The following is a 15,970-nucleotide window of genomic DNA, read 5'->3' on the forward strand; positions in this document are numbered from 1 at the left end:
GCGGCCAGGCGCTCATATTACCACCAAATGTGACCTAACCCAAATTTTTTAAACTTAGTCTGGCTGTAAACTTAGTCTGCCTGCTTGCGCAAAAATGCTGGGATATCCAGATAATCATGATCAGCTTGCTGCTTAGGCTTGGCGGCCGTAGCGGCAGATCCTGACTGAACACTTTTCTCAGCGACAGCGGGTTGTGCCGGCGTTTTAGCTGCGATTGGCTCTTCCTTCTCCTGAATCACAGGCTTTTCCTGTGCTGCAGGTTTGGCCGAGCTGGTAACCAGAGTAATATCCGGACGAGACTCTTTACCAATACCGGTTGCCACCACGGTTACACGCAGCTCATCGGTCATATCCGGATCCAGAGACGTACCGATCACCACAGTTGCGTTATCAGAAGCAAAAGCTTTCACTGTATTACCGACAGTTTCAAACTCGTCCAGACGCATATCCAGACCAGCGGTAATGTTCACCAGAACACCACGAGCACCCGCCAGGTCGATGTCTTCCAGCAACGGGCTGGAAATCGCCATTTCTGCTGCTTCTTCCGCACGGTCTTCACCCGTCGCCACACCGCTGCCCATCATGGCATGACCCATTTCGGACATCACAGTACGTACGTCTGCAAAGTCGACGTTGATCATACCCGGACGGGTAATCAGCTCAGCAATACCCTGAACGGCATTTTTCAGCACGTCGTTCGCTTTTGCAAAAGCGTCTAACAGCGTGATGCCACGCCCCAGCACTTTCAGCAGCTTCTCGTTTGGAATCGTAATCAACGAATCAACGTGTTTGGACAGTTCTTCAATACCCTGTTCCGCAAACGCCAACCGTTTTTTACCTTCGAAGCTGAATGGCTTAGTGACAACAGCAACCGTTAGAATGCCCAGTTCTTTCGCTACTTCAGCAATGATAGGTGCCGCACCAGTACCTGTGCCGCCCCCCATGCCTGCAGCGATGAAGACCATATCAGAACCTTCTAATGCTTCCCTGATCGCTTCACGATCTTCCAGGGCTGAATCACGACCAACCTGAGGGTTAGCGCCTGCGCCCAAACCTTTAGTGATATCACCACCAATCTGGATCACTGTGCCGACGTTACTCTTGCGCAAAGCCTGCGCATCAGTGTTGACACTGATAAAGTGTACGCCTTCGATCGATTCACGAACCATGTGATCGACAGCGTTACCACCACCACCGCCAACGCCAATGACCTTAATTACCGCTTCATCAGACAATTCCATCATCGGTTCAAACATGTGTTCTCTCCGTTCTTCCTGTTCGCATCAGGTTTAAAATTCTTTTCTTAGCCAACCACTAATTTTAGTGAACAGACCTGCAACGGACCGTTTTGGTTCAAGTTCACCATCTTCAAATGTCTGACTGTCCTTTCCGTAATGCAGTAAGCCTACTGCTGTCGCGTAATGCGGGGCCTGGACATAGTCCGTTAGACCACTCAATGCCAGCGGTCGGCCCAAACGTACCTGGTTACGGAATACCCGCTCGGCACATTCGACCAGCCCTTCCATCTGTGAGGCTCCACCGGTTAACACTATCCCAGCGGCCAGCTGGTGTTTAACGCCCGTATTACGCAATTGTTCTTGTATTTCCACCAACTTTTGATTAACCAGACCCAGCAACTCGCTGTATCTCGGTTCAATGACTTCGGCCAATGTCTGGCTTTGCAGGCTGCGCGATGGCCGACCTCCCACACTCGGTACGTCGACTTTGGCATCTTTACTGACCAGCTCGCTCAGTGCACAACCGTACTTCACTTTGATCTCCTCAGCATCACCTGGTGGTGTGCCGAAGGCATAAGCGATATCGCTGGTGACCACATTGCCGGCATAAGGGATCACTTCCGCATGCCGCAATGCACCACCTGTCCAGACCGCCATGTCCATGGTGCCGCCACCTATGTCTATCACGCACACACCCAGTTCACGCTCATCGGCCGTCAGTACAGCATAACTGGCAGCCAGCCCGGAGAAGATCAGTTGATCCACTTTCAGGCCGCAACGCTCTACGGCTTTCACTATGTTACGTGCCATATCATTGTGGCAAGTGATCATATGAACGCTGGCCTCCATCCGGACACCAGACAAACCCACAGGGTTCTTGATACCTTCCTGGTAGTCAATGGCGAACTCTTGCGGTATCACATGCAGAGTGCGGTGCTCATCGCTGATTTTCACCGATTTGGCCGTATGAATGACGTTATCCACGTCATCCTGAGTCACTTCTTTATCAGAAATCGGCACCATGCCTTTTTCGGTCTGGCAACGAATATGTTTACCAGACAGCGACAGATAAACAGAGGCAATTTGGCAGTCGGCCATTAATTCTGCCTGGTCAACCGCCCTTTGCACAGATTTGACGACAGATTCCAGATCATTGACGCCGCCTTTGTCCATGCCTTTAGACGGGCTGCTGCCCACACCAATGACATTCACCTGGCCGTCCGGTAATGCTTCGCCGACCAAAGCGCATACTTTGGAAGTACCGATATCAAGGCCAACGATGAGTTTTTTATCTGTAGCCTTCGTCATTAGCGCACGCTCTTTTCCTGAAACCACTTATTCATTATTCTGTTGCCATCCGACAGCAACACCTGTGTCGTAGCGGAGGTCAACATAATCAACAGCTTTACCCTGCTGTTCCAGCTCCGGGTATAACCATAAAAACCGTTTGATACGCTCAATTCTGGCTTCCCGACCCAGCTCCAGCCGGATTCCATTACTGAGCCAGATTCGCCATGACCGCCGCTCATTCAACGACAGCCTAACAATTTCTAAACCGCCGCGCTGCAACTCGGGTTGCATTTCACGCCACGTTCTGAGCATTTCTTCACTGCTGCCATCCGGCCCTTCCAGCGTTACCATCGGCTCGCCCGACACATCGGAAGACGGAGCCTGAAACACCTGCCCCTGCAGGTTAACCAGATACTTGTCATTCCAGATAGCAGCCGGCTGATGTTCTACCAGATACACTTTTACGGTATCCGGCCATTGTTTTCGCACCGATGCCTGGGCAACCCAGGGCAAAGACTCCAGGGCATGCTGAAGTTCATCCACATCCTGCAGCATAAAACTGCCCAGTGAGCCCATTTCAAGAATGCCCTGCCTGACCTGATCTGTGGTCAGATGATGCAGCTCACCCTGAATAATCAATTGGGATAACGGCAATCGGTTTGCATCTGTCATCCAGTGCACTACCGCAACAAACAACCAGGCCATGGCGGTGATGACCAGCACCAGAAAGCTCAATCCCCGCCACTGGGACAAAGTACCGCCAATCAAGTTACTCTGTTTCAAGGCTGTTTCTGTCATGGTTTAACACTTTATTTCCTGAATCATGTCAGTCTGCCGTTATTTTATGGACCAGACAAGCCAAGTGATCACTTACCAGCCACAAAATTTCACCAGAATCAGGATATGACAACAAAGCTGGCCGATTATACCGACCAACTCGGTGCTCTCCAACCATTGTTCGCAATTTCCTGTGCTTAGACACCAAAGTGCATGCCAAAGCAGAATTATTCCGGCTTTCTCTTCAAGTTTAGTGAAGAAGTGCAAGAAAGTGACACAAAATAATCCAGATTTTAGCCTTTACCCGTTATGCCAGCACACTATTTCTTCATTTCATTCACGTTGAGTGCCATCGCGGCCAGCTGACGGGCAATTTTACCAACGTCACCAGCGCCTTGCGTCAGAACAAGGTCATTCTCTTGAATAACATTGGCCAAAGCACCCGGTAATGCCGCTGTGTTGGGCACAAAAATCGGATCGAGTTTACCCCGTCCGCGGATGGTACGGCACAGTGAACGGCCGTCAGCCCCGGGGATCGCGACTTCACCTGCGCTGTATACATCCAGCATCAGCAGGACATCCACCTGTTCCAGCACATTGGCAAAATCATCGTACAAATCGCGGGTACGGGTATAACGGTGGGGCTGAAATACCATCACCAGACGTTTACCCGGCCAGCCTGCACGAGCGGCTTTAATGGTAACATCCACTTCACTCGGGTGATGACCATAGTCATCGACCAGCATCACATTACCGTTGCCGCTGTCAAATTCACCCAGGTGATCAAAACGGCGGCCGGTTCCTTCAAATTCAACCAGTGCGCGCAGAATAGCTTCGTCCTCAACGCCTTCTTCCGTCGCCACAGCAACGGCCGCGGCGGCATTAAGGGCATTATGCTGACCCGGAATATTGAGGGTGACCGTCAGTTCAGGCTTCCCTTTGCGCAGGATCGAGAAGTGCCCTTGCTGGCCCTGCTGACGATAATTCACCAGCCGGACATCGGCATCCTCGGCAAACCCGTAGGTAATGACCTGACGCCCCACACGCGGCAGCAACTCCCGTACCACAGGATCATCAATACACATCACGGCCAGCCCGTAAAACGGCAGGTTATGCAGGAAATCAATAAAGGTCTGCTTCAGGTTTTCAAAGTTACCGCCATAAGTTTCCATATGGTCAGCTTCGATGTTAGTCACCACACACACCATAGGCTGCAGGTGAATAAAAGAGGCATCACTCTCATCGGCTTCGGCAATCAGATAGCGGCTGGAGCCCAGACGGGCATTGGTACCGGCGCTCTTGACCAGGCCGCCATTGACAAAGGTCGGATCCAGTCCGGCTTCAGAGTAGATCTGCGTAGTCAGTGCTGTCGTGGTTGTTTTGCCGTGGGTGCCGGCAATCGCAATGCCATGGCGATAGCGCATCAGCTCGGCCAGCATTTCCGCACGGCGGACCACGGGAATACGCAGCTCACGGGCTGCTTTCAGCTCAGGGTTTTCCGCCGATATCGCGGTCGAGGCCACCACCACGCTGGCCCCTTCGACATTGGTGCTTGCGTGACCAAAAAACAGTTCCGCACCACGCTCGCCAAGGCGCTCAGTCACTGAGTTCGGGGTAATGTCCGAGCCACTGATACGGTAGCCTTCATTCAGTAATACTTCGGCGATGCCACTCATCCCGGCCCCGCCGATACCAACAAAGTGAATACGCTCAACGCGGCGCATCTCTGGCACCATGGTTCTGATTTTGGCTATTTGCTGGTTATCCAGTTTACTCATCACTCTGTTCTCTTCTTTACTTGGCCTGCGCCTTAATCACATCAGCCACTCGGGCATCCGCATCAAGGATCGCAGCCTGTCTCGCCGCCTCGGCCATGGTCAGCAAAGCCGGGCGATCTAAGGTTGTAATTAGCTGTGCCAGACGATCGGCTGTCAGATCCGGCTGCTCTATCATGTATGCGGCGCCGCATTCCACCAGATGATCCGCATTCAGGGCCTGCTGGCGGTCTTTATGCATGAAAGGCACGAATATCGCGCCGACACCAGCTGCCGACAGCTCAGAGACGGTCAGCGCCCCGGAGCGGCACACCACCAGATCAGCCCAGTCATAAGCTGCCGCAACATCATCAATAAATTCCGTGACTTTATAGCTCTGCACGCCACACTGGCTGTATGTCTGCTCAGTGCTGGCCTGATTTCCCTTACCAGCCTGATGCCAGATGTCGACATCCCCGCCCAGCTGCGCGGCGGCAGCCGGTACTGTCTGGTTCAGTATCCGTGCCCCCTGACTGCCACCCATCACCAGGATCCGCACCGGCCCCTCTCGCTCAGCCAGTCGTTGCGCTGGCGCTGCCAGCTCAGTCACATCGCGGCGGACCGGATTGCCCACCACAGCTTTGCCCGGAAATGCGCCGGGGAAAGCCTGTAACACGCTGGCCGCAATACGCGATAGCCAGCGGTTTGTCAGGCCCGCGACCGCGTTCTGCTCGTGAAGGATCACAGGAATACCGCTGATCCAGGCAGCCACGCCACCCGGACCGCTGACATAACCGCCCATGCCGAGCACCGCATCCGGTTGCCAGGCCCGGATATAGCGGCGGGCCTGCAATATCGCGCCCACAATCTGAAAAGGCGCCGCCAGCAGTTTTTTGATCCCCTGGCCGCGTAATCCTTTCACTTTAATAAAATCGATGTCGATCCCATGTCTGGGCACCAGATCAGCTTCCATACGATCTGCCGTACCCAGCCAGCGAATTTCCCAGCCTTGCTGCTGCAGCTGACGGGCCACGGCTAACGCAGGAAATACATGGCCGCCCGTGCCGCCGGCCATCACCAGCAAACGCTTATTTTTCTTCATTGTCATTTTCATCACTTGATTGCGCGGATCCGAAACGGGCCTGATGCCGTTGCTCATGATCGATGCGCAGCAAAATGGCCACGGCCGTCGACATAATGAACAAGCTCGAGCCGCCGTAACTGATCAAAGGCAGAGTTAACCCTTTGGTCGGTACTATACCGGCCGCCGCACCGACATTGACCAAGGTCTGGAAAGCAAACCAGAACCCGATGCCGAATGCCAGAAAACCGCCGAACAGCTGGCCGGACTCCAGGCTTTTCTTGCCGATGAACAGCGCCTTGAACACCAAAGCAAAGATCAGCAAAAGCACCAGAGTCACCCCCAGCAGTCCCAGCTCTTCGGCCAACACAGCGAACACGAAATCGGTATGGGCTTCGGGTAAATACTCCAGCTTCTGGATGGAATTGCCCAGGCCTTGCCCCATCCAGTCACCCCGACCGAATGCCATCAAAGATTGTGTCAGCTGGTAACCACTGCCAAAGGGATCCTCCCAGGGATCCATAAAGGCGGTGATCCGGCGCATGCGGTAAGGCTCGAACACAATCAGCATTACTATGCCCAGTAATGCCATCGAGAGCATGGCCAGGAACTGCCACAACTTGGCCCCGGCTATAAACAGCATGCCGACCGTAGTGACAAACATCACCACAAAAGAGCCCAGATCCGGCTGTTGCAGTAGTAAAATAGCCATCAGCGCCAGCACGGCCAGCGGCTTGATAAAACCGTAAAAACTTTGTCTGACCTGGTGATACTGGCGCACCAGATACCCGGACAGAAACACAAAGAGCGAAAGTTTAGCCACTTCCGCCGGCTGCAGGTTAAAGATCCCCAGCGGGATCCAACGCACCGCCCCGTTAACCGAACGACCGACAACCAGCACGATCACCAGCAAGGCCAGCGATACCAGCAGCATAGGCACACTCAGCTGACGCCAGCGCTCCAGCGGTACCTGGACCATGAAAGCGGCAATAATCAGGGCACAGAACAGAAAAAAGGCATGGCGCAGCGCAAAATAAAACGGCATGTCTGTCAGGCGTGTGGCCACGGGCACAGAGGCCGAGCTGACCACAACCAGCCCGGTCACCATCAGGGACAGACTGATCCACACCAGTTGCCTGTCATACTGGCAAGGCGGGGCCGGCCGGCTAAACCACTGGCTGATTTCAAACAGGGTATCTTTCACCCCTTTCAGCATGCCTGCCCTCCCTGCACCTGATCTTTCAGGCTGTGGGCCAGTTCAGCAAAGGCGTCACCGCGTGCCATAAAGTTAGGATACTGATCCAGGCTGGCACAGGCCGGCGACAGTAATATCATGTCGCCGGATGTCGCGTCCGACGCTGCCAGCGCCATCGCCTGATCTAAGGTTTCCACCACGACCGGGGCGTTTGATAAACCGAGGAACCGGTGACCGTCACGGCCAAAGCAGTACAACTGCACATTGAGGGTCTCCAGCACAGGCTTGAGTGGCGCAAAGTCCGCCCCCTTGCTGTCGCCGCCCACCAGCAAATGCAGTTTGCCCGGAATGGAAAGGCCACTCAGCGCAGCTAAGGTGCTGGCCAGGTTGGTGGCTTTCGAGTCATTGACCCAGTCAACACCGTGCGCCTGTACCACACGCTGACAGCGATGCGGCAAACCGCTATAACGGCGCAGTGTCCGGCAGGCGGCGTCACGGTCAATGCCCGCCGCGTCGGCCAGCGCCAGCGCTGCCAGGCTGTTAGCCACATTATGGCGGCCAACCAGGGCAATGTCGCGGCTTGGCATCACAGGTACGCCATGCACCGCCAGGTATTCCTCGCCCTGATGCTGAATCAGTCCGTAGTCTTGCTCATCAAAGCCAAAACTGGTTTGCTTGCCAGTCCAGGTTACATCCGGCAGCGTTGCCGCATCGTCCCGATTGCTAATGGCCAGCCGGGCATGACGGTAAATACGCTGCTTGGCCTGACCATAGTCAGCAAGGCTGTTATACCTGTCCATATGATCTTCAGACAGATTCAGGTAGGCCGCCGCCGCCAGCTCAAGTGAAGCTGTGGTTTCCAGCTGAAAACTCGACAGTTCCAGCACATACAGCTCATTGCCCTGCTCCAGCATATCCAGGGCAGCCAGACCGATGTTGCCGCCGACTCCCGCTTTGATGCCCGCTTCAGCGGCCATTTCGCCGACCAGACTGGTGACGGTGCTTTTGCCGTTCGAGCCGGTGATCGCCAGCACGGGTTTATCGGCCGCCCGGGCAAATAATTCAATATCACCAATCACAGGAATACCGGCCGCAATGGCGGTTTGCAGCTCAGGCGTACTCAGGGCGACACCCGGATTAGCGACGATCAGATCCGCTGCCAGCAGCCAGTCCATTTGCCACTGACCGGCACTCAGGCTGACACCGTCTGGCAGTTGATCCTTACCCGGAGGATGGGCCCGGGTATCAATCACCTGAATGGCCGGCGGCGAGCTTTGTCTTAACAGATAGTTCACCACCGACAGTCCGGTTACCCCCAGACCCACAACGACAACCTTATCTGCCTGTGCCAAGTGATTCATTTAGCGCACCTTCAGTGTTGCCAGCGCAAACAGCACCAGCATCAGAGTGATGATCCAAAAGCGCACTATCACGCGTGGCTCTGGCCAGCCTTTCAGCTCATAGTGGTGATGAATCGGCGCCATGCGGAAGATCCGCTGACCTCGCAGCTTGTACGAGCCTACCTGCAGGATCACCGACACGGTTTCCATGACAAAAACGCCGCCCATGATCACCAGCAGCAATTCCTGACGCACCAGGACCGCAATCGTCCCCAGAGCGCCGCCCAGCGCCAGCGAGCCGACATCGCCCATGAAGACCTGTGCCGGGTAGGTGTTAAACCACAAAAAGCCCAGCCCGGCACCGACTATGGCCGCGCACACCACCACCAGTTCACTGGCATTACTGATATAGGGAATATTGAGGTAGCTGGCAAAGTTCACATTACCGGTCGCCCAGGCAATAAAGGCCATCCCGGCCGCCACCATCACGGTTGGCATAATGGCCAGACCGTCAAGACCGTCCGTCAGGTTCACTGCATTACTGGTGCCGACAATGACAAAATAAGTAAGCACTATGTACAGCGCGCCAAGCTGAGGCATGACATCTTTAAAGAAAGGTACCACCAGCTGGGTCGCCGCCGTGTCTTTGCCGTAGGCATACAGGGCAAAGGCAACCACCAGGGCAATTACCGACTGCCAGAAATATTTCCAGCGGGCGATCAAACCATCGGTATTCTTGCGGACCACTTTGCGGTAATCATCAATAAAGCCGACGATACCGTAGCCCAGCATGACCGTCAGTACCGCCCAGACATAAGGGTTGCTGATATCAGACCACAGCAGCACCGTGATGGTGATCGCTGCCAGAATCATCACCCCGCCCATAGTCGGCGTGCCGCGTTTGCTGAAATGCGATTCCGGGCCGTCATGACGCACCACCTGGCCTATCTGCATCATCTGCAAACGGGCGATCAGACGAGGCCCCATCCACAATGAAATAAACAAAGCTGTCAACACGCTTATGATGGCGCGAAACGTCAGGTATTCAAACAGACGGAAAAAAGGAAAAGTCGACTCGAGTAAGTCCGCTAACCAAAAAATCATTCTTATAAGTCCTGCAGAGCGGCAATAATGTCTTCCATACGGGCGCTGCGTGCCCCTTTTGCCAACACTGTTATTTCTTGTTGTTGTTGAGAATCCAGTCCGGATTCATGATGAAATTGCTGCACCTGAGCGATCAACGCGGCGATCAATGCCGGGTTATCCCTGAAATGCTGTCCCTGGTTCACTTCACTCACGATAGCGCTGGCTTTGCCCACGGTCAGAATACGATCCAGCTGTTTTTGCCGGGCGTAATCGGCAATCTCGCGATGCATCCGCTCACTTTCCTGCCCCATTTCAGCCATATCGCCAAATACCAGCCAACGTTGTCCGTCAAAATCTGCCAGCAAATCGATAGCCGCTTTCACTGAGGCCACACTGGCATTGTAGGTATCGTCGATCAGACGCAGCCCCTGTCTGGGTTCAAGCACCAATGCGCGTCCTTTGACGGCGGCCATCTGCGCCAACCCCGACGCCACTTGCGCCAGCGTGGCTCCCATCGCCATTGTCAGTGCCGCCGCGGCCAGCGCATTGGCCACATTATGACGGCCAGCCAGAGGCAAAGTGAGTGAAATATCACCAGCAGGCGTGTGCATTGTAAAACAAGGGCAGCCGTGGCTGTTAACGCTAATCTCGCTGGCTGAGAACCCTGCGACAGAATTACTGTCATAATCATCAGCAGCTAACGGCACTGGGTCCGCCGCAGTAAAACCCACCAGCTGCTTGTCAGTCAGCACAGGTTGCCAGCGTTCCAGAGCATGCGAGTCGAGATTGATCACAGCCGTGCCACCGGGAACCAGCCCTTCGAAAATTTCGCCTTTGGCTCTTGCAACACCCTCCAGCGAGCCGAAACCTTCTAAATGCGCCGCCGCCAGATTATTGACCAGTGCCGCATCGGGTTTCACCAGCGCTGAAGTGTAGGCGATTTCTTTTTCGTGATTGGCCCCGAGCTCAATCACCGCAAACTCATGTGCCGGTGTCAGCCGCAACAGCGTCAGGGGAACACCGATATCATTGTTAAAATTGCCGGCGGTGGCCAGCACACGGCCGCACAGGGAGAGAATCGCGGCCACCATCTCCTTGACCGTGGTTTTGCCACAGCTTCCGGTCAGTGCCACCGTCTTAAGGCCATGTTCACGCGTCATCTTAGCTTTCAGCCAGCTGCCCAGCTGACCCAGCGCCTGACGGGTATCGCTAACCAGCAGTTGTGGTAAAGCCACATCCAGCTCACGGCTCACCAGCACGGCGGATGCCCCCTTGGCCTTTGCATCCGCGGCAAAGTCATGGGCATCAAAGCGCTCACCTTTCAGCGCAATAAATAAGGTACCCGGCACTATTGTCCGGGTATCCGTTGAAACTGCATCGATACTGACATCCTGGCCAATCAAGCGGGCGTTAAGCGCCGCTGCCAGTTCGCTCAGTGTCACCTGAATCATTTAGTGTGTCTCCAACAAGGCCTGTACGGTTTCACGATCTGAGTAGTGAATGGTTTTTCCCGCCAGTACCTGATAATCCTCATGGCCTTTACCGGCCACCAGTACAATATCCTGTGCCTGCGCCTGACTGAATGCCCGCTGGCAGGCTTCGGCCCGGTCATGAATAACCTGAGCACGTTCCGGCTGCGCCAGTCCGGCCAGCATATCATTCACTATCTCCTGAGGTGATTCACTGCGCGGATTATCGTCCGTCAGGATCACATAATCGGCTAACTGCTCGGCCACAGCAGCCATCATAGGCCGCTTACCGCGATCACGCTCACCACCACAGCCAACCAGACACCAGAGCTTGCCTTCACAGTGCAGACGTAACGCTGCCAGTGCTTTCTCCAGCGCATCAGGGGTGTGAGCATAATCAACCACCATCATAGGTTTGTCAGCGGCCTGAAAAACTTCCATCCGACCTATCACCGCCTGCAGGCGGGGAGCCGTAGCCAGCAAGGCACTCAGGGGGTAACCCAGCGCCAGTAACGTTGCCAGCGACAACAGCAGATTCGAGACATTGAAAGCCCCAACCAGCGGAGCGGTAAACTCGCCTTGCCCCCAGCTGGAATCAAAAGACACCGTCACCCCCTGGGTGGAATAACTGACAGCCGTCAGCCACAATGTCTTGCCACTGTGCCCGGACAGATGTGACGGTTCGCTCGCGACCGCAACCGCGTCAGGCAGCTCGTTGAGCCAGCGTCGGCCAACAGCATCATCGGCATTAATGACAGCGACACCTTTACTATGCTCTGTGAACAAACTTTGCTTGGCTGCCGCATAGCTTGCCATATCACCGTGGTAATCAAGATGATCCCGGCTAAGATTGGTGAAAATACTGGCCGCAAAATGCAGGGCTTTTACCCGCCCTTGTACCAGACCGTGCGAGGACACTTCCATCGCCGCAAAATCTGCACCCTGACTGACCAGTTCAGCCAGGGTTTTCTGAATATCAATGGCACTGCCTGTGGTGTTCACGGCCGGCGTCAGCCTGGACAACAGGCCATTGCCCGTGGTGCCCATCACCCCGGCGGTACGGCCGAGCAACCCTGCCCACTGCGCCAGTAACTGACTGACCGTGGTTTTGCCGTTGGTGCCTGTGACCGCCACCAGCTGCAGCTGCTGATCGGGCTGACCGTAAGCCACTCCGGCCAGGGCTGACAGCCTGCTCGGTAAATCGCGCACCCTAATCACAGGAATACCGCTGCGATAATGTATCTCGCCATCTGGCTGATTATCTTCGGCCTGCGCCAGCACAGCCGACGCACCGGCCTGGATCGCCGTATCAATATACTGGCGACCATCGACCGCATGGCCCTTAATGGCGACAAAGGTACTGCCCGGTACCACTGCGCGGCTGTCGAGGGTCAGATCTCTGACCGGCACTGCAGAGACTGAAGCAGCTAAGACCTCAGGCGCAAACCAGGAGGCTAACAGCTCCCCTAAAGAAATTGAAACATCAGGTTCCGGCATCAGATTTGCCTCTGTTATGGACGATATTCAACTGATCGCCTTTTCCGGCATCAGGTTTGACATTGAGAATTTGCAGGGCACTGCCCATCACTTCTGCAAAAATCGGTGCGGCGACCTGACCGCCGTAATAAGCGTCGCCCTGGGGCTCATTGATCACCACCACCATAGCGATTCGGGGATCACTGATAGGTGCCAGTCCTGCGGTCATGGCGACATATTCATCACTGTAACCACCGGCTGCCGCTTTCTTGGCGGTACCGGTTTTGGCTCCCACCCGGTAACCGGGTACGGCCGCGTGCTTGGCACTGCCGTCAGCATGGGTGACACCTTCGAGCATATTGAGCACTTTGCGGGTATTTTCTGCCGACACCACCTGGCGCCCCGGCACCACAGCTTCGGTTTTCAGAATCGACAGCGGCCGGTTTATCCCCAGCCCGCCCAAGGTGGCGTAAGCACGCACTAACTGAATGGGGGTAACGGAAATACCGTAACCAAAGGCCAGGGTGGCCCGCTCAAAATCCGACCAGCGGCGGCGATCCGGGAACAATCCCTGCGCCTCACCAATCAGGTTAATGCCCGAGGGTTCACCCAAACCCACCCCGCTGTACATGCCCAGCACCGCATCAACAGGCATAGACAAAGACAACTTACTGACACCTATATTACTGGACTTTTTCAGGATTCTCGCCAAATCAGCCTTGCCGACCTGTGACACATCCCGCACCCGGCTGCCGCCCACCTGCATGATGCCGTTACCGGTATCGATGACTGTGTTTTCATCGGCAACGCCGTTTTCCAGCGCAGCCAGTACTACAAAAGGTTTGATGGTGGAGCCCGGCTCCATCGCATCTGTGATGGCGCGGTTACGCATGCGGAAACTTTGCAGCTGATCGCGGTTATTGGGGTTATAGGAAGGCGCGTTAACCATGGCCAGTATCTCGCCGGTCCGCACATCGACCATCACAATAGTCGCCGAAGTGGCGTTGTAATCAACCACCGCCTGCTTCACGGCCCGGTAAGCCACGGCCTGCAACCGCTGATCAATACTCAGCGCCAGCGGCTTGCCCGGCTCGCGCTGCTTGAGCGAAATGTTTTCCACCACCCGGCCGTACCTGTCTTTACGTACTGTGCGTCTGCCCGGCTCGCCGGTCAGCCAGCCGTCATAGGTCCGTTCGACACCTTCCAGTCCGCGGCCATCAATGCCCGTGACCCCAATCAGGTGAGCGCTCACTTCACCCGCCGGGTAAAAGCGACGCGATTCATCTTTCAGGCCAATACCGGGTAGTTTCAGCTTACCGACATAGGCCGCCATGGCCGGACTGACCTGACGCTGCAGGTAGATGAATCGGCGGGATTTATTCTCCTCCAGCCGGGCAAGCATGTCCTGACGGTCCAGCCCCAGCACATCCGCCAGCGCATGCCAGCGCGCCGGCTCTGAAAGGCCGCCATGCTTATAAATATCCACAGGATCAGCCCAGACCGCCTGAACAGGCACACTGACGGCCAGTTGCTCGTCATTGCGATCGGAAATAATACCCCGCGCTGACGGCATGGCTTTCACACGCAGCGAACGCAGATCCCCTTCCTGGATCAGCTTGCCGGGTTCCAATACCTGAATATAAGCGGCTCTGGCTATCAGGCCCACTAATGCCAGACCAACAAAGCTACAGATCAGGGCGAAACGCCAGGGAATAAACGCAGATGTGGAGGCCGAAGGGCGCGGCGTCTGCGGTTCAGGGGAGGAGGTGGCTTTTTTCATTACTGGACAACAATTTCATTCGCTGCACTAGGACGCTTCATATCAAGCTCCTTCTCAGCCTGGGTTTCAATTTGGCTATGCTCAGCCAGCGAGTTTTCTTCCAGCAGCTGATTACGCCATTCGATATCCAGATCGTCCCGCTCAATGAGCAGTTGCTCCTGTTGCGCGACCAGTTGGCGCGATTGGTGGGTGATATACACCACCCCCAAGGCAGAAATAAGAACCAGCACCAGCAGCACCAAAGGCACACGGCCGACGGATAGCAGATCACGGCCGATCTGACGGATCAGGCTGTCTGCGGCTGCTGGCTGGGTACTCATAGGCGTTCAGCCAGACGCAACACCGAACTGCGCGCTCTCGGGTTATGCTGAGTCTCCGCGGCCGTCGGCTTAATGGCTTTACCCACGGCTTTCAGATCGGCACTGCCCAGCGCTTTGATCTGATCTTCGGTCAGCGGCAAGCCGGCAGGGACGTCAGGTCCTTTGCTCTGCTTACGAATAAAACGCTTCACCATACGATCTTCAAGCGAGTGAAAACTGATCACAGACAGACGGCCACCGGGGGCCAGCACTTCCAGCGCGCCGTGTAAGGCGGTGTCTATCTCTTCAAGCTCACTGTTGATATAGATGCGTATCGCCTGAAAGCTGCGGGTGGCCGGATGTTTATGCTTGTCTCTGAACGGTGAAACGTCAGCAATCAGCTTAGCCAGCTGGGTGGTTCGCTCCAGCGGCACATTGTCCGGGTTGCTGCGGTATTCCACTATGCCGCGGGCAATACGCTTGGCAAAACGCTCTTCGCCAAACTCTTTCAGAACCCAGGCAATATCGTCCGCCTCGGCGCTGGCCAGCCACTCAGAAGCAGACATACCGGATGTCGGGTCCATGCGCATATCCAGCGGGCCGTCACGCATAAAGCTGAAGCCACGCTCGGCATCATCCAGCTGAGGAGAAGAGACCCCCAGATCCAGCAGCACACCGTCGATCTTGCCGGTCAGGCCCAGCTCAGCCATGTACCCGGCCATGCCGGAAAACGGACCATGAATAATAGAGAAACGCGGGTCGTTGATCTTAGCGGCTTCTGCAATCGCCTGAGGATCACGGTCAATACCGTACAAACGACCATGTTCGCCAAGGTGGGAAAGGATCAGACGGCTGTGGCCACCACGGCCAAAGGTACCGTCGATGTAAATACCGTCTGGCTTGATGGCTAAGCCATCGACAGACTCATGGAGCAGCACGGAAACGTGAGCAAATTGTTCGGACATAATAATTGATTCAGCTGAATAATAAGCGAACTGAAGACACCGGCCGGATGCCTCCACCAGAGATTACTGGGTCGTTGGTTTTCCGCTGCTCTGCCTGTTGCGCTACAGACAGCAGTGGCAACATACCGAAATCGTCGGATTTCGATGCATGTGCACCTCTTTCATTTATACCTGCCCTTACCGGGCAAGCAACAGGGAAATTGCAATTTTTGCCACAAAA

Annotated in this window: 13 protein-coding genes; all 13 read right to left on the reverse strand. The window is 55.2% G+C overall.

Annotation, left to right across the window (positions count from 1 at the left end; genetic code table 11):
- Window positions 1-71: 71 nt before the first annotated feature.
- The 13 genes from ftsZ to rsmH all read right to left on the reverse strand — a co-directional run bounded on the left by ftsZ (window position 72) and on the right by rsmH (window position 15,750).
- Window positions 72-1,256 carry a cell division protein FtsZ gene (ftsZ, locus tag H511_RS0118555; protein ID WP_027253672.1) on the reverse strand — a complete coding sequence of 395 codons (1,185 nt, stop codon included), beginning with the start codon at window positions 1,254-1,256 and terminating at the stop codon, window positions 72-74.
- 33 nt (window positions 1,257-1,289) lie between these two features.
- The gene (gene ftsA, locus H511_RS0118560; RefSeq protein ID WP_027253673.1) at window positions 1,290-2,546 is read right to left on the reverse strand and encodes a cell division protein FtsA; all 1,257 of its coding nucleotides are present in this window, start codon (window positions 2,544-2,546) and stop codon (window positions 1,290-1,292) included.
- 27 nt (window positions 2,547-2,573) lie between these two features.
- Window positions 2,574-3,326 (reverse strand): cell division protein FtsQ/DivIB, encoded by a 753-nt coding sequence (locus H511_RS0118565; RefSeq protein ID WP_027253674.1) that lies wholly within the window; start codon window positions 3,324-3,326, stop codon window positions 2,574-2,576.
- 299 nt (window positions 3,327-3,625) lie between these two features.
- Window positions 3,626-5,083, reverse strand: a complete 1,458-nt coding sequence (murC, locus tag H511_RS0118570; protein ID WP_027253675.1) for a UDP-N-acetylmuramate--L-alanine ligase — start codon at window positions 5,081-5,083, stop codon at window positions 3,626-3,628.
- A 16-nt stretch (window positions 5,084-5,099) separates the two neighbouring features.
- Entirely contained in the window at window positions 5,100-6,161 is a 1,062-nt protein-coding gene (gene murG, locus H511_RS0118575) for an undecaprenyldiphospho-muramoylpentapeptide beta-N-acetylglucosaminyltransferase (RefSeq protein WP_027253676.1), read from the reverse strand.
- Complete coding sequence (gene ftsW / locus H511_RS0118580) at window positions 6,148-7,356, reverse strand: cell division protein FtsW (protein WP_027253677.1); 1,209 nt, start codon at window positions 7,354-7,356, stop codon at window positions 6,148-6,150. The genes murG and ftsW overlap by 14 nt, the downstream gene beginning before the upstream one ends.
- Window positions 7,350-8,696 (reverse strand): UDP-N-acetylmuramoyl-L-alanine--D-glutamate ligase, encoded by a 1,347-nt coding sequence (gene murD, locus H511_RS0118585; RefSeq protein WP_027253678.1) that lies wholly within the window; start codon window positions 8,694-8,696, stop codon window positions 7,350-7,352. Before murD ends, ftsW begins: the two co-directional genes overlap by 7 nt.
- Window positions 8,697-9,779 carry a phospho-N-acetylmuramoyl-pentapeptide-transferase gene (gene mraY / locus H511_RS0118590; protein ID WP_027253679.1) on the reverse strand — a complete coding sequence of 361 codons (1,083 nt, stop codon included), beginning with the start codon at window positions 9,777-9,779 and terminating at the stop codon, window positions 8,697-8,699.
- 2 nt (window positions 9,780-9,781) lie between these two features.
- Window positions 9,782-11,212 carry a UDP-N-acetylmuramoyl-tripeptide--D-alanyl-D-alanine ligase gene (gene murF / locus H511_RS0118595; protein WP_027253680.1) on the reverse strand — a complete coding sequence of 477 codons (1,431 nt, stop codon included), beginning with the start codon at window positions 11,210-11,212 and terminating at the stop codon, window positions 9,782-9,784.
- The gene (murE, locus tag H511_RS0118600) at window positions 11,213-12,727 is read right to left on the reverse strand and encodes a UDP-N-acetylmuramoyl-L-alanyl-D-glutamate--2,6-diaminopimelate ligase (protein WP_027253681.1); all 1,515 of its coding nucleotides are present in this window, start codon (window positions 12,725-12,727) and stop codon (window positions 11,213-11,215) included.
- Entirely contained in the window at window positions 12,714-14,486 is a 1,773-nt protein-coding gene (locus tag H511_RS23785; protein ID WP_051288314.1) for a penicillin-binding transpeptidase domain-containing protein, read from the reverse strand. The genes murE and H511_RS23785 overlap by 14 nt, the downstream gene beginning before the upstream one ends.
- A complete protein-coding gene (gene ftsL, locus H511_RS0118610) occupies window positions 14,486-14,806 on the reverse strand; it encodes a cell division protein FtsL (protein WP_027253682.1) in 321 nt (106 codons plus the stop codon). Before ftsL ends, H511_RS23785 begins: the two co-directional genes overlap by 1 nt.
- The gene (gene rsmH / locus H511_RS0118615) at window positions 14,803-15,750 is read right to left on the reverse strand and encodes a 16S rRNA (cytosine(1402)-N(4))-methyltransferase RsmH (protein WP_027253683.1); all 948 of its coding nucleotides are present in this window, start codon (window positions 15,748-15,750) and stop codon (window positions 14,803-14,805) included. The genes ftsL and rsmH overlap by 4 nt, the downstream gene beginning before the upstream one ends.
- Window positions 15,751-15,970 lie beyond the last annotated feature (220 nt).

Origin of the sequence: Photobacterium halotolerans DSM 18316 (genome assembly GCF_000425165.1) — a bacterium.
Classification (GTDB): Bacteria; Pseudomonadota; Gammaproteobacteria; order Enterobacterales; family Vibrionaceae; genus Photobacterium; species Photobacterium halotolerans.